The sequence below is a fragment of the Dorea sp. D27 genome, assembly GCF_001185345.1.
Classification (GTDB): domain Bacteria; phylum Bacillota; class Clostridia; order Lachnospirales; family Lachnospiraceae; genus Extibacter.
Map to the genome: position 1 here is coordinate 207,699 of NZ_KQ236746.1, position 14,870 is coordinate 222,568.

Below are 14,870 nucleotides of genomic sequence, written 5' to 3' on the forward strand. Positions count from 1 at the left end.
AATATTGCTGCCGTCTTTTCTTATGCCGCAAAATTTGATATAGTTATCTTATCAGATACTTTAAGACGACATTCACAGAACAGGAGTAATTATGAGTTTTGCACATTTACATGTCCATACGGAGTACAGCCTCCTGGACGGTTCTAATAAGATCAAAGAGTGTATAGCCCGGGTAAAGGAGCTTGGCATGGACAGCGTGGCAATAACGGACCACGGCGTCATGTTCGGCGTTATAGACTTCTACCGCGCGGCAAAGGCGGCCGGAATAAAGCCGATACTAGGCTGTGAGGTGTATGTGGCGCCTGGTTCCCGGTTTGACAAGGAGGCAGGGGGCAGCGGCGAAGACAGGTATTACCATCTTGTGCTGCTGGCAGAAAATGACCTTGGATACCACAATCTGGTGAAGCTTGTGTCGAGAGGCTTCACGGAAGGCTACTATTACAAGCCCCGTGTGGATCTGGAACTGCTTCAGGAGTACCACGAGGGGATCATTGCGCTGAGTGCCTGCCTGGCGGGGGAAGTGCAGCGCAATATCATGAGGGGGATGTACAGCGAAGCAAAAGCGGCAGCGGAGCGCTACGAAGGGATATTCGGAGAAGGTAATTTCTTCCTGGAGCTGCAGGATCACGGCATGCAGGAACAGAAGATGGTAAACCAGTCGCTGCTCCGGCTTTCCCAGGAGACAGGTATCGAGCTTGTGGCTACGAACGACATCCACTATACATATGAGGACGACGTCAAGCCCCATGACATACTGCTCTGCCTCCAGACGGGAAAGAAGCTGGCGGATGAGGACCGTATGCGCTATGAAGGCGGCCAGTATTATATCAAGTCAGAGACGGAGATGCAGCAGCTGTTTCCATATGCGCTTCAGGCGCTGGAGAACACGCAGAGGATTGCAGACAGATGTAAGGTAGAGATAGAGTTTGGCGTGACGAAGCTTCCCAAATACGATGTGCCGGAAGGATACTCGTCCTGGGAATACCTGAGAAAGCTCTGCTTTGAAGGGCTTAAGCGCCATTACCCGGACGGGGAGGATGCACTGGCGGAGCGGCTCGAATATGAGCTGTCTGTCATACAGTCTATGGGATACGTGGATTATTTTCTCATCGTATGGGATTTTATCAAATATGCCAAAGACCACGACATTATCGTCGGCCCGGGCCGTGGATCTGCGGCGGGAAGCATCGTGTCATACTGTCTGGACATCACGAGCATAGACCCGATAAAGTATCAGCTTCTCTTTGAACGTTTCCTGAACCCGGAGCGTGTATCCATGCCCGATATCGATATTGACTTCTGCTTCGAGCGGAGGCAGGAGGTGATAGACTACGTGGTGGAGAAGTACGGCTCTGACCGGGTCGTACAGATCGTCACCTTCGGTACGCTGGCAGCCCGCGGCGTCATCCGGGATGTGGGGCGCGTGATGGACCTGCCGTATGCATTTGTGGACAATATCGCCAAGATGGTTCCGACAGAACTCAATATGACGCTGGAACGTGCGCTCAGTATGAATCCTGAGCTGAGGAGGGTGTATCAGGAGGACGGGCAGGTGCGGGAGCTCATCGACATGTCGAAGCGTCTGGAAGGGCTTCCCCGCCACACTTCCATGCATGCGGCCGGAGTTGTCATCAGCCAGAAGGCTGTGGATGAATATGTACCGCTGTCGCTTGGCTCCGACGGTTCTGTCACGACGCAGTTCACGATGACGACGCTGGAAGAGCTCGGCCTCCTGAAGATGGACTTTCTCGGGCTCCGGACATTGACTGTCATACAGAACGCGGCGCAGCTGGCCGGAGTGAGCAGGGGCGGGCCGCTTGATATGGACAGCATAGACTATGATGACAAGGATGTGCTGAGCTCTATCGGAACAGGACGTACAGACGGCATCTTCCAGCTGGAGAGCGGCGGGATGAAGAGCTTTATGAAGGAGCTGAAACCGCAGAGCCTGGAGGATATCATCGCGGGTATCTCCCTGTACCGTCCGGGACCGATGGACTTCATCCCCCAATATATAAAGGGAAAGAACAATGCACAGAGCATTACGTATGACTGCCCGCAGCTGGAACCGATTCTGGCACCCACATACGGATGTATCGTCTATCAGGAACAGGTCATGCAGATTGTGCGGGACCTTGCCGGGTACACGCTTGGGCGGAGCGACCTCCTGCGCCGCGCCATGTCTAAGAAAAAGGGAGACGTGATGAAGAAAGAGCGCCAGAACTTTGTGTATGGCAATGAAGAAGAAGGCGTTCCCGGATGCATCAAAAACGGTATAGATGAGAAGACGGCCAATAAGATATATGACGAGATGATCGATTTTGCGAAGTATGCGTTCAACAAGTCCCATGCGGCTGCATACGCAGTTGTCTCTTATCAGACAGCGTGGCTTAAATATTACTATCCGGTAGAATTTATGGCGGCACTTATGACCTCCTGCATCGACAATCCCGGAAAAGTGGCGGAGTATATCTATACGTGCCGGCAGCAGATGGGAATCGAGATCATGCCGCCGGACATCAACAAAGGGCTTGGGAACTTCACGGTTGAGGACGGCCGTATCCGTTACGGCCTGGCAGCCATCAAGAGCATAGGCCGGCCGGTCATCGACGCGATTATCAAAGAGCGGGGCACAGGCGGGCCGTTCAAGACGCTGAAGGACTTTATCGAGCGCATGTCCGGGAAGGAAGTCAACAAGAGGACGCTCGAGAACTTCATCAAATCAGGAGCTTTTGACAGTCTTGGCGGGACGAGGAAACAGTTTATGATAATCTATGTGCAGATTCTGGATCAGGTGAACCAGGAGCGGAAGTATTCCATGACCGGCCAGATGTCCTTATTCGATATGGTGGACGACGACCAGAAGGCGGAATTTGATATCCCGCTGCCGGACGTGGGAGAATACGAAAAGGAAAATCTGCTTTCTTTTGAAAAAGAGGTACTGGGAATCTACTTAAGCGGGCATCCTATGGAAGAGTATGAGGAGAAGTGGAAGAAAAGCATCACGTCGACGACGCTGGATTTCCAGCTCGATGAAGAGACCGGGAGGACGAAGGTGCATGACGGCGCGCGGGAAGTCGTAGGGGGAATTATCGCCGACAAGACGATAAAGTACACGAAGAACAACAAGACGATGGCATTCCTCACGCTGGAGGATCTGGCGGGAACGGTAGAGATCGTCGTATTTCCGAAGGATTACGAGAAGAACCAGCAATACCTCTCAGAGGAGAACAAGGTGTTTGTAAGAGGCAGGGTCTCAGAAGAAGACGAGGCGGCGAGCAAGCTCATCTGTGAGGCAATCATCCCGTTTGAACTGACGAAGAAGGAGCTGTGGCTCCAGTATGAAGGAAAAGCAGATTTCCTGGCACGGGAAGCGGAGCTGTATGACTTGATAAAGGAGTCTGACGGCGATGATCAGGTCGTCATATACTGTAAGGCCGAGAAGGCGGTAAAACGTCTTCCGAGAAGCAGGAATATCCATGTAGAGCCGGAGATTTTAAGCAGGTTGACGAATTACCTTGGAGAATCTTGTGTAAAAGTTATAGAAAAACCCATTGAAAACATTTCATAGATAAGGTAAAATGAACCACGAAGAAAAGATAGAATGAGAATGATCACAATACGATGGAGGAATTGAAATGGCAGACAAAGTGATTCGTACGATAGGTGTTTTGACAAGTGGCGGAGATGCCCCTGGAATGAATGCAGCTATCCGTGCAGTTGTCAGGACGGGATTAGGAAAAGACTTGAAAGTGAGAGGCATCAGAAGAGGATATCAGGGTCTTTTGAACGAAGAGATCATAGACCTGTCGGCCAGAGATGTATCCGATACCATCCAGCGCGGAGGCACTATCCTCCAGACGGCAAGATGTGAAGAGATGCGGACAGAAGAGGGACAGCAGAAGGCTGCCGCCATATGTAAGAAATACGGAATAGACGGTCTGGTAGTCATCGGCGGAGACGGCTCTTTTGCCGGAGCGCAGAAGCTGTCCAGACTGGGAATCAATACAATAGGGCTTCCGGGTACGATCGACCTGGATATTGCCTGTACGGAGTATACGATAGGGTTTGATACGGCGGTCAATACGGCGATGGAAGCGATAGACAAAGTAAGGGATACATCCACGTCCCATGAGAGATGTTCCATCATCGAAGTGATGGGAAGGGATGCAGGCTACCTCGCGCTCTGGTGCGGAATCGCAAACGGTGCGGAACGTATCCTCATGCCGGAGGAGCACGACTATAATGAGGAAGCCATTGTCGAAGACATACAGGAGTGCAGAAAGCGCGGCAAGAAGAACTATATCATTATCAACGCGGAGGGGATCGGCGATTCTATGAATATGGCAAAGAGAATCGAAGAGGCCACCGGCATGGAGACGAGGGCGACTGTCCTTGGCCACATGCAGCGGGGCGGAAGCCCGACATGTAAAGACAGGGTATATGCGTCTATCATGGGTGCTATGGCTGTAGACCTGCTTATCCAGGGCAAGTCCAACCGTGTCGTAGGTTACAGGCACGGAGAATATCTGGACTTTGACATCGACGAGGCACTCGGCATGAAGAAGGGTATTCCGACCTATCAGTATGAGATCGCGAGAGAGCTGGCACTTTAGGATATCGGTTTTCAGGACAGCAGAGACGTTCAGGATAGAGAGTTTTCTTTCACTGGATGTCTCTTTTTTCAAATAGTACAGTCAGACAGAGTACACGAACAGAGTGAAAAGAGGGATACAGATTGGTTATGAATAAAGACAGGACAGCGCCTGTAGGCGTGTTTGACTCAGGCGTGGGCGGGCTTACCGTGGCAAGGGAGATCATGCGCCAGCTGCCCGATGAAAATATCGTATATTTCGGCGATACGGCCAGAGTCCCATACGGCAGCAAGTCGAAGAATAATATTATCAGGTTCTCCCGCCAGATTCTCCGTTTTCTTGAGACGAAGGGCGTGAAAGCAATAGTCATAGCATGTAATACGGCGAGCGCCCTGGCGCTTGACGTGCTGAAGGAGGAATCTGACATTCCGGTTATCGGAGTCATCACGCCGGGAGCACGGGCGGCGGTTAAGGAGACCCGAAGCAAGAAGATAGGTGTCGTCGGGACGGAAGCTACTATCCGAAGCCATACATACTCCAAGGTCATCACGGAGATGGAGCCTGAGGCGTCGGTAATCGGCAAGCCGTGCCCGCTGTTCGTGCCGCTTGTGGAGGAAGGGTTTGCAAAGCACCATGTCACGGATGAGATTATCGAATACTACCTGGATGAGATGAAGCATTCGGATATAGACACGATGATACTCGGCTGTACCCATTATCCACTGCTGAGATCGCGCATCATGGAATACTTCGGAACAGATGTCCACATCGTAAATCCGGCCTATGAGACAGCGATGGATTTAAAAGCGCTCCTTGAAGGGCAGGGTATGGACAACGACTCGGGGAACCTTGCCAGATATGAATTCTATGTAAGCGACACGGCGGAAAAGTTCAAGCACTTTGCCAATTCCATACTGCCTTACAACGTAGAGACGATACAGCAAATCAATATAGAGGAATATTAGGTGAGATTATGACGAAAGATGTACTGTTAAGCATATCCGGCCTCCACTTTGACGCCGCGGGAGGAGAGTCGGACGAGAATGAACCGATAGAAGTGATCACTCCTGCATCTTACTATAACAAGAACGGCAAGCACTATGTCATATATGAGGAACCGGTGGAAGGCATGGCAGGCACGGTCAGGAACACGATCAAGATTACCGGAGACAGCGTGTTTGAGATTATCAAAAGCGGTCTGGCCAATGCCCACATGGTATTTGAAAAGGATAAGATCAATATGACCCAGTATGAGACACCTTACGGGGAGCTGCTCGTCGGCATCCACACGAGGAAGATAGAAGTGGATATCAGTGAAGCCAACATAGCGGTAGCCGTAAACTATGCGCTGGACATCAATGATGAGAAGGTGGCAGACTGTAATATTGACATGAACATAAAAGCATTGGAACGCTAGTCCCAATGCTTTTTATAATGTGCCGTCTTCTGATTCTTACTACCTGCCTGTAATCCGTTTAAAGAAGCCTTTTTTCTTCGGCGGTGTCTCAAGCGGCCCTCTCAGACCCTTTACACCTGTGATGTATATGCCGCTCACCGTAGCTTTCACTTCTTTTTTGACAGGGATGAGCGGAAATACCTGGGCATCGCACATCAGTGTCATGACCTTTGGCCCCACCTTGGCCTTTACGACAGGAACTTTGGACCGGCGGAGATACTTGGGGGTGCCCTCCACAACGATTGGAGGGAAACCTGCGTCCTTAAGGCGCATCTTACCCTTGTCGATGATAAGCATAGACACGGTCTGCGCCACCGCGTCAAGCTGTTCCTGCTGGGCAGCCTGTTTCTTTTCCGCTCTTTTGCCGAGAAAATATAATACAACACATGCTATAATTAATACAATTAAGATAACGAGCAGTACGATAGTTAATGTACTCATGGGGACCTCCTACAAATAGACTTTTTCACGATGTACATTGTATCATTCTTTTTGTTTAAGTGCAAGAGATTTGACATTTTAGGGTTACTTTTCTCGGCGGATGACGTTATAATAGAACACATATATTATGAGGGAGTGAAGTTATGTTACAGAATATAGCGCAAGGGGTGGGAACGACTTACTGGTGGATTCTCGACCATCTGCTGTTTATCAATATTATATTTTCCCTGCTGATCATCTTTTTTCAGCGCAGGAATCCGACCACTGTCTGGGCGTGGCTGCTCCTGCTCTACTTTGTGCCTATCCTTGGTTTCATACTGTATCTCGTTCTGGGACAGAATTTCCGCAAGGAGCGGATGTTCAAGATGAAGGAGATCGAAGGGGAGATCAAGTACGCCGTCCGGCGGCAGGAGGAGTCCATATACCGCAGGAAGCTGAGGCTGCGCGATCCGGAGCTTGAACGGTTCAAAAGCCTGATCTTGTACAACCTGAACGAAGGGGAAGCGGTGCTGACGGACAATAACGATATCCGCATCTACACAGATGGCAAAGAGAAGTTCCAGGCGCTCATGACGGAGATGGAACATGCCAGGAACTATATCCATCTGCAATACTATATCATACGCAACGATGAGCTGTGGCAGGAAATCGAGGAGGTGCTTGTCCGCAAGGCCAGGCAGGGCGTGGAAGTGAGGGTGCTTTTTGACAGCATGGGCTGCAGAAGCATGCACAACGCAGACTGGGTCAGGCTCGAGAAAGCCGGCATCGAGGTGGCGGAGTTCTTTCCGGCAGTACTCGGCAAGCTTCAGCTGCGCGTCAACTACCGTAATCACAGGAAGATTGTCGTAATCGACGGCCGGATCGGCTTCGTGGGCGGATTCAATATCGGGCGGGAATATCTTGGGCTGGACAAGAAGTTCGGCTACTGGAGAGACACGCATATCTGTATCGAAGGCTCGGCAGTCACTTCGCTGGCGGTGAGATTCGTGCTTGACTGGAACTATGCGGCAAGGGAAAATCTCTTCCTGGAGGACCGCCTCTTTGAGATACCGACATACATCCGCAATGGCCGCGACCCGGTCCAGATCATATCGAGCGGCCCGGACTCGAGGAGCCAGGAGATACGGAACAACTATCTGCGGCTCATCCATATGGCGAGAAAAAGCATCTATATCCAGACGCCCTATTTTATACCGGATGAGGATATCAGGGATGCGCTCGTCATCGCGGCCAAGTCGGGCATCGACGTGCGTATCATGATTCCTTGCAAGCCGGACCACCCGTTCGTGTACTGGGCCACCTATTCGTACGCGGGAGAGATGATTGAGGCAGGAGCAAGATGCTACACGTATGATAATGGGTTCCTACACACGAAGTGCCTCTGCGTGGACGGACTTGTAAGCTGCATCGGAACGGCCAATATGGATATCCGAAGCTTTTCCCTTAACTTCGAGGTAAACGCGGTGATCTACAGCGCCAGAACGACGGAGAAGCTTATGGAGGCTTTCGTCAACGACATACCTAAGAGTACCCTCATAACGAGAAAAGGCTACGAGCGCCGCGGGCTCGTCGTCCGTGTCAAGGAGCAGTTCTGCCGTCTCCTCTCTCCGGTATTATAACGGCGCCTCTTTAAAAAGTGAAATAAGTGTGAAAAAGGTTTCAAATTCAAAGGGAATGTGCTATAACTAATAGTGTGTGTTTCGGACAGAAGGACATAAAAGATAAAGAATCGACGAGGTGTATTTATGAAAAAGAAGTTAACTGCCGTATTGGCATTGGTATGTGCCGGTTCCATGGCACTGGCAGGATGTGCAGGAAGCAATATGATCGATACCGATGCGGTGAAGGTGGAAGGATATAAAGGTATTGAGGTACCAGAGGTTGAGAAAGCTTCCAAAGTGACGGACAAGGACGTGGAGAGTACCATCCAGTCCACGCTCGAATCTAAGGCAACACAGAAAGAGATTACTGACCGGACGGTGGAAAACGGCGATACGGTTAATATAGATTTCGTGGGAAAGATTGACGGGGAGGCGTTCGACGGCGGAAGTGCAGAAGATTATCCGCTTACGATAGGCTCCGGCGTATTTATCGATGGGTTTGAGGAAAGCGTTATCGGGCATAACGTCGGAGAGACGTATGACTGGAACGGAAAGTTCCCGGACAATTACGGCAATGCAGAGCAGGCCGGAAAAGATGTCGTATTCACGATTACGGTAAATAAGATTACGCTGGACGAAGTTCCCGAACTGAACGACAAGTTTGTAAAATCCGTGTCCAAGAAGTCTAAGACTGTAAAGGAATATAAGAAAGAAGTAAAGAAACAGCTGGAAAAAGATGCTGAGGCTGCGTACAATGATAACCTGTCATCCGCAGTGTGGGAGGCAGTGCTAGACAAATCAAAGGTCAAGAAATATCCAAAGAAAGATGTCAAAGAGATAGAGGATAACCTCATTCAGCAGTATAAAGATGCCGCAGGGTATTATGACATGGAATATGAGGCGTTCATCCAGGAGCAGATGGGAGCTTCCGTAGAGGACTTTGAAGATCAGGTGAACAAAGCGGCAAAGTCAAGCGTGAAGCAGAGCCTTGTCACGAAAGCTATCGCGGATAAAGAGAACATCAAGCTGTCAGATGACGAATACAAGAAACAGCTCAAGAAGATGGCCGAGAATTACGGCTATGCGGATGCAAAAGCGCTGAAAGAAGCGGCACCAGAAGAAGATCTGAAAGAGATGGCGCTGAATAACCTCGTAAAAGACTGGCTTGCAAAGAACTGCGTGCAGGTGGCAAAGACAGAGTCAAAAGATTCAGAAGAATAAATAACCATCGGGTTATTAATCAGTAATATAATTATGAACGTGTAAGAAGAGCCGGAACCAGGCACAAGGATGTCATGTAAAAAAACATCCCCGTACCTGATTCCGGCTCTTTTTAGTAACAGCGGCTTTCGCATCGGAGCATCTGCTGCGCACCTCCCCTCCGGCGTCCACAACTTAACTGACATGGAAAACGCAGCTTTTTGACCGACCGGTCTCTTTCGCCTTATACAGGGCGGTATCGCTCTCTTTGATTAAGTCGTCAATCTTCTTCAGCGGATCGGTCGTGTATGCGATACCGATGCTTGCGGACAGGACTTTGAAGCAGCTATTTGTATTAAAAGCGTCCTGCAGCCCGGCAATGAGCGTATCCGCCTGTCGGATGAGCTCTTCTTCCGTCACCGGGTCTGTCCTGGCAACGAGAAATTCATCGCCGCCAAGCCTGGCAATGAGCGTACCAGGGAAACACTTCTTCAATGTCGCAGCCACCATGATGAGCGCTTCATCGCCGATCTGGTGCCCGTAAGTGTCGTTTACCATTTTAAAGTAATCTAAATCTATGTAAAGTATAGATATCTGTTCATAATTATGGTTTTCAGAGAAGCACTCATAGAAGTAGCGCCGGTTGCACAGTCCTGTCAGAAAGTCTGTATTTGAATTATTGTTCAGTTGTTCTTTGAGCAGAGACTCTTCGGTTATGTCGCGGTAGATCGTCAGTTCACCGACGATGCTCTCAAAGATATCATAAATCGGCTCATGTGTGATTTCGATGATCCGGTCCGAACCATTACACGGCAGATGAATCTCTTCCGTATCATTTTTTTGTATAGTTTCAAGACCCTTGAACATCGTATCGTACCATTCGCAGTAAGGCCTGCCGACTGCCTTCTCCCTGCTGATATTGAAATATTCCTCAAATTTCAGGTTGACGTCTACGATGATGTCATCCCCGTCTTTTACGAGTATAGCAAAGGGCATGCTGTTCAGCAGTATCTCCATCTCTGTGCTCATATTTTCCAGGACGGTGACATCATGCCCGATTCCTACCGTTCCCATGATATTCCCATCCCTGTCAAATAAGGGCGATTTGTAAGTGCGGAACTGGCGCATGCCGCTTCTGCTTTTGACAAGCTCGTTAAACTGGCACGTTTTACGTTCCCTGCGTACTATCGCCTCTGTCGCTTCACAGTCGTCCACTTCTACATCCCATATCGTGCAGTGGTCTTTGCCGGTCACGTCTCTGCGCTCTTTTCCGACAGTGTGGCAGAACACATTATTTACCTTGACGTGTATGCCGCTGTTGTCTTTAAACCAGACGAGATCTGGCATGCTGTCTATGAGCACGTCCAGATATGTGCCGGAGAGCCACAGGTCCTCTTCCAGCCTTATCCTGTCCATTAAGCGGCGGATGCGCTTCTTCAGGTAGCCTGCGCTTACAGGGCGGGCCAGCAATTCATCAGCAGCCATGTCCATATCCTGGCAGACGTCATCAGCAGGGCTGTGGATATAGAACAGATAAGAGCCTGCTTTCATTTCTTTTTTGATAGATGCCAACTTTTCCACAGGAATATCACAAATGATAATATCGCTGTCCTGCCAACCAGTCTGCATAGATGTTGTTGTATAAACGATGTAAGTAACAGGCCCTTCTTCCATGACAGATTGAATCAGAGGTTCTAAGTCAGTATGTTCAGAGAAAATAGTTATTTTACGTTCTTCTTGATACATATTAAGACCTCTCCTTTTCTGAGTCCCAATGAATCCGGGCTCTAGCCGTTCCCGTATTTTTCTTCAAATTCTTCCGGCGTGACAGGCCTTGAGATATAATACCCCTGGATGCTGTCAGCATGCATGCTGCGTACCGTGTCCAGCTCATCAGCATACTCCACGCCTTCTACACAGACAGAGATTCCGATGCTGTGGCACAGATTGATTACCGCCTGTATGAAGGAACGGTTGAAAAAATGTTCTTTATCGTTGATCAAGGAGATAAACATACGGTCAATCTTGACGATATCCGCCAATGTCTGTGAAAGCATTCCAAGAGAAGAATAGCCCGTCCCGAAATCATCCATGGCGATACATATGTCAATATCCTGCAGGCGCTGGAACGTAGTTTTCAAGGTCGGCATATCGGTCACAAAATAGCTTTCCGTCATCTCGAGTACGATGTGTCTGGCAGGAAGGTCATATTTTTTCAGCAGCTCCTCTACATAAGATACAAAGTCATCTTCAATTATCTGCACGTAGGATACATTGATATTCATGACAAAGTCAGGCCATCTGGCAATCCATTTCCTGCACGTGCAGAAAGCCTTATCAAGTACCCATTTGCCGACAGTTACGATATTTCCGCTGGATTCCAGGAGTGGTATGAATTCCGCCGGCCCTACTTTTTCCACCTTAGGCGAATGCCAGCGCAGCAGGGCTTCCGCTCCTTTCAGCCTAAGCTCCTCTGACCGGACGAGCGGCTGATACACGACAGAAAAACCTTCCATGCCGTTCATCACGCACCGCTGCAGCTCATTCGTCAGCTCCATAATGTACAGGTTGGACTGAAGAAGGCCCGGAGTAAACGCGGTGCACATGTTCTTGCCCTTCTTCTTGGATGCTTCCAGTGCGCTCATGGCGCATTTGATGAGGTCAAGGTAGTTGTCCGCATCCGTGCCGAGCATGGCTATGCCGGCTGAGATCGTGCAGTAGTAGGAGATGCCGTCAATCTCGTGTTCTTTATTGGCATAGATATGTATCTTGGAATATAAGCTATACATGTCCTCGAGCGTGGCCTCCGGACAGAAGACAGCGCCTTCGTCTCCGTCGAACCGGAAGATTTCTGCCTTATGCGGTATCATATGCTGGATATCCTGAGCAATCTTGCGAAGTACGGAATCGCCGAAGGTATGGTTTTTTAAATTGTTGATCCGCTTGAAATCATCAATCCCAAGCAAAAGGAACCCTCCGGCGGTATTGCCAAGGTTCAGATATGCTTCGATATGGTTCTTGCATTCTTCCTGGGTGAAGAGCCCGGTCGTCCGGTCCATCTTTCCCTTGCTGCCGACCGGAGTGACGACTCCTGCGAACATGGTGGGTTTGCCGCTTTCATCCCTGGACAGCAGGCCGCGGCAGCAGACCCAGATATATTCGTTCTTCTTGTTCAAAATCTGGTATTCTACATTGTGCATATCAGTATACCCTGACAGCATCTCATCGATAGAGTCATAATAACGCTTCTTGTCCTTCTCGTGTATAAGCTCACCCCAAAGAGGTATGAGCCCCGGCACGAGCCGCCCGGGCAGGTCAAAATCACGAACCATGTTCTCGGACACAAGAGCGGTATCCGTCGACATATCCACGATATAGATATAATCTTCGGTACTTTTGACGATGGCATTATAGAAAGCATCTGTATCTATATGAAATGAATCAGGTATGCGTTCATGATGTTTCATAGGTCCCTCCCTTTACACGAACAATCTTTAAATTCATTGTAGAATACCGGGTATGTTAAATCAACTAAAAGTAGAAAAAATATACTGTTTGTGTAAAATATGGAAGCTATTCGTCGAATACTTCTATCTCCAGGTCTCCCTGGTACTTCCGCTCCATCTGGTGCCGGGCCTTCCGGTGCTCCACCGTGTCAAAGATGATAGAGAAATCATAATCCTCAGGATACAGCTGGGAAGCAGCAACCTTCAGCTTCAGGCGTTTTTTGTTAATGACAAGCTTCTCTTTCTGTACCTGTACGAGTACGTTACTGCGGCTGTCCGACGGCTGGATGACGATGCCAATCTTATTGTCCGGCAGAACGGTTACACTGTCACCTCTCGTGAAGCTGCCTTCCTGTACTGCCACGGGCTTCATATGATCAACAGGCTTCAAGTGCGGGGCAGATATCCTGCGAAATGGTTCGGATGCCCCATGGTCCTTAAGTTCGGCGATGATATGTTCCGCACGCGGACCGTAAGCTTCTTTGGCCGCAGCGGCCAGCATGGCTTCGGGCACACCGAGCCGCTTGGCGATATACAGTGCGCAGCTGTCGCCGGATTCACCGATGGTGAGGCGGTAGAGCGGTTTTAATGTTTCCTTGTCGAATTCCATACGGGCATTGGCGATATCGGGGTGGTGACCCGCGTATTCCTTAACCTCCGGATAGTGGGTCGTCACAAAGAACAAGGCGCCGCTTTTGCGCAGCTCTTCCAGGATAGAGATGGCAATCCCCATGCCCTCGGCAGGATCCGTGCCGGAACCGAGCTCATCCATGACGACAAGGCTGTCCTTTGTCACTCTTTTTAAGATATCCAGCACATTTTTGATATGCGCCGAGAAGGTGGACAGATTGTCTGCGATATTCTGCCCGTCCCCGATGTCGCACAGAATCTGGTTATTCATTGCAACGTCGGCAGACGTACATGGGACATGGAGGCCTGCGCATGCCATGGCGCTTACGAGGGCAACGGTCTTAAGGGCGACCGTCTTCCCTCCGGTGTTCGGTCCGGTTATGACAATGCCGTTTGTGCCGCGGCCGGCCTCGAAGTCGAGCGGCACGCACGTCTCCTTTTCCAGCATCGGATGCCGTGCGCCAGTGATGGAGATATAACGGTCAAGGTTGATGGCCGGTTCTGACGCATCCATATCAAGGCTTAGCTTTGCCTTGGCAAATACAAAGTCGAGGACGGCGATGACACGTACGTCTTCTTTTAAAGCCTCCTCATGCCGGGCAATCTGCTCGAGCAGCTCGTAGAGCACCCTGCGTTCCTCGGAATCTTCCTGGATTTTCAACACTTCCAGATCTTCCCGGAGGGAAGCGACAGACTCAGGTTCAATGAACAGGGTTGCACCGGAAGATGATTTATCTACGACACTGCCGGCTACTTTCGCACGGCATTCCTTACGGACCGGAATACAGAGCCGCCCATTTCGCTGGACGATAAAAGAATCGCTGGCGCAGGCGCCGGCAGCTTTCAGCGCGCGGGAGGCCTTCTCGCTGATCTTCTCTTCTGCGTGCTGGATCTGCCGCCTGATATCCTTCAGATATCCGGAGGCATAGTCGTCCACACGTCCTGCACGGATACAGCGTTCTATATTCTCCTTCAGTTCCTCGGGAAGATACAGGTTGTCATTGTAGAAAGCAATCCGTATGTGTTGTTCCTCTCCTTTTTTCAGATAGAGCTTCAGACGGCGCACAGCATTGAGGAAAAGTCCCATCTCCTCGAGCTGTTCAGGCAGGAGCAGCTCTCCAATCACCGCCTTTTCTATAAACGCTTCGATGTGTTCCATAGCAGGAAGAGGCGGCAGTCCAAGCAGCTCAACCATATCACGTGCCTGTGTCGTCTCACGCATGTTTTTGCGCAGCTCTGACTCAGACAGGAAGGGGTGGAGGGAACGTATCCGTTCTTTGGCACGGGCGGTAAGGGCACAGTCTGCCAGTTTTCCTGTGATTTCATAATATCCGATGGTTTCTAATGATTTATTGTACATGTGAATATTCCTTTCTGTTATTAAAATAAAAGACCACAGAAGCGCATCCGCCCTCTTCAAGGCATACGGCTTCTGTGGTCC

General features: G+C 49.9%; 10 protein-coding genes. 6 read left to right on the forward strand and 4 right to left on the reverse strand.

The annotated features are described in order from the left end of the window. Positions 1–91 precede the first annotated feature (91 nt). The 4 genes from HMPREF0980_RS14705 to HMPREF0980_RS14720 all read left to right on the forward strand — a co-directional run bounded on the left by HMPREF0980_RS14705 (position 92) and on the right by HMPREF0980_RS14720 (position 6,012). Positions 92–3,571, forward strand: coding sequence for a DNA polymerase III subunit alpha (locus tag HMPREF0980_RS14705; protein ID WP_049729856.1), 3,480 nt, complete (start codon positions 92–94; stop codon positions 3,569–3,571). 67 nt (positions 3,572–3,638) lie between these two features. Next, entirely contained in the window at positions 3,639–4,616 is a 978-nt protein-coding gene (gene pfkA / locus HMPREF0980_RS14710) for a 6-phosphofructokinase (RefSeq protein ID WP_049729857.1), read from the forward strand. A gap of 122 nt (positions 4,617–4,738) precedes the next feature. Then, positions 4,739–5,560 (forward strand): glutamate racemase, encoded by an 822-nt coding sequence (gene murI / locus HMPREF0980_RS14715; RefSeq protein WP_049729858.1) that lies wholly within the window; start codon positions 4,739–4,741, stop codon positions 5,558–5,560. Positions 5,561–5,568: 8 nt separating this feature from the next. Then, a complete protein-coding gene (locus tag HMPREF0980_RS14720) occupies positions 5,569–6,012 on the forward strand; it encodes a YwiB family protein (RefSeq protein WP_049729859.1) in 444 nt (147 codons plus the stop codon). A 39-nt stretch (positions 6,013–6,051) separates the two neighbouring features. Here the strand turns inward: HMPREF0980_RS14720 and HMPREF0980_RS14725 are convergent, their stop codons facing one another. Then, the gene (locus tag HMPREF0980_RS14725; RefSeq protein ID WP_049729860.1) at positions 6,052–6,492 is read right to left on the reverse strand and encodes a hypothetical protein; all 441 of its coding nucleotides are present in this window, start codon (positions 6,490–6,492) and stop codon (positions 6,052–6,054) included. Positions 6,493–6,635: 143 nt separating this feature from the next. Here HMPREF0980_RS14725 and cls point away from each other — a divergent pair, with 143 nt between their 5' ends. Together cls and tig are read left to right on the forward strand one after the other, a co-directional pair. Continuing rightward, positions 6,636–8,111 (forward strand): cardiolipin synthase, encoded by a 1,476-nt coding sequence (cls, locus tag HMPREF0980_RS14730; RefSeq protein WP_049729861.1) that lies wholly within the window; start codon positions 6,636–6,638, stop codon positions 8,109–8,111. Positions 8,112–8,237: 126 nt separating this feature from the next. Continuing rightward, positions 8,238–9,314 carry a trigger factor gene (tig, locus tag HMPREF0980_RS14735; RefSeq protein ID WP_049729862.1) on the forward strand — a complete coding sequence of 359 codons (1,077 nt, stop codon included), beginning with the start codon at positions 8,238–8,240 and terminating at the stop codon, positions 9,312–9,314. A 174-nt stretch (positions 9,315–9,488) separates the two neighbouring features. On the opposite strand, the gene HMPREF0980_RS14740 is transcribed toward tig, so the two are convergent. From HMPREF0980_RS14740 to HMPREF0980_RS14750, 3 genes are all read right to left on the reverse strand, one after another. Next, positions 9,489–11,039, reverse strand: a complete 1,551-nt coding sequence (locus HMPREF0980_RS14740) for a sensor domain-containing diguanylate cyclase (protein WP_049729863.1) — start codon at positions 11,037–11,039, stop codon at positions 9,489–9,491. Positions 11,040–11,080: 41 nt separating this feature from the next. Then, a complete protein-coding gene (locus HMPREF0980_RS14745; RefSeq protein ID WP_049729864.1) occupies positions 11,081–12,760 on the reverse strand; it encodes a bifunctional diguanylate cyclase/phosphodiesterase in 1,680 nt (559 codons plus the stop codon). Between the two features lie 106 nt (positions 12,761–12,866). After that, positions 12,867–14,789: an endonuclease MutS2 gene (locus HMPREF0980_RS14750; protein ID WP_049730030.1), complete on the reverse strand. Its 1,923-nt coding sequence runs from the start codon at positions 14,787–14,789 to the stop codon at positions 12,867–12,869. Between the last annotated feature and the right edge of the window lie 81 nt (positions 14,790–14,870).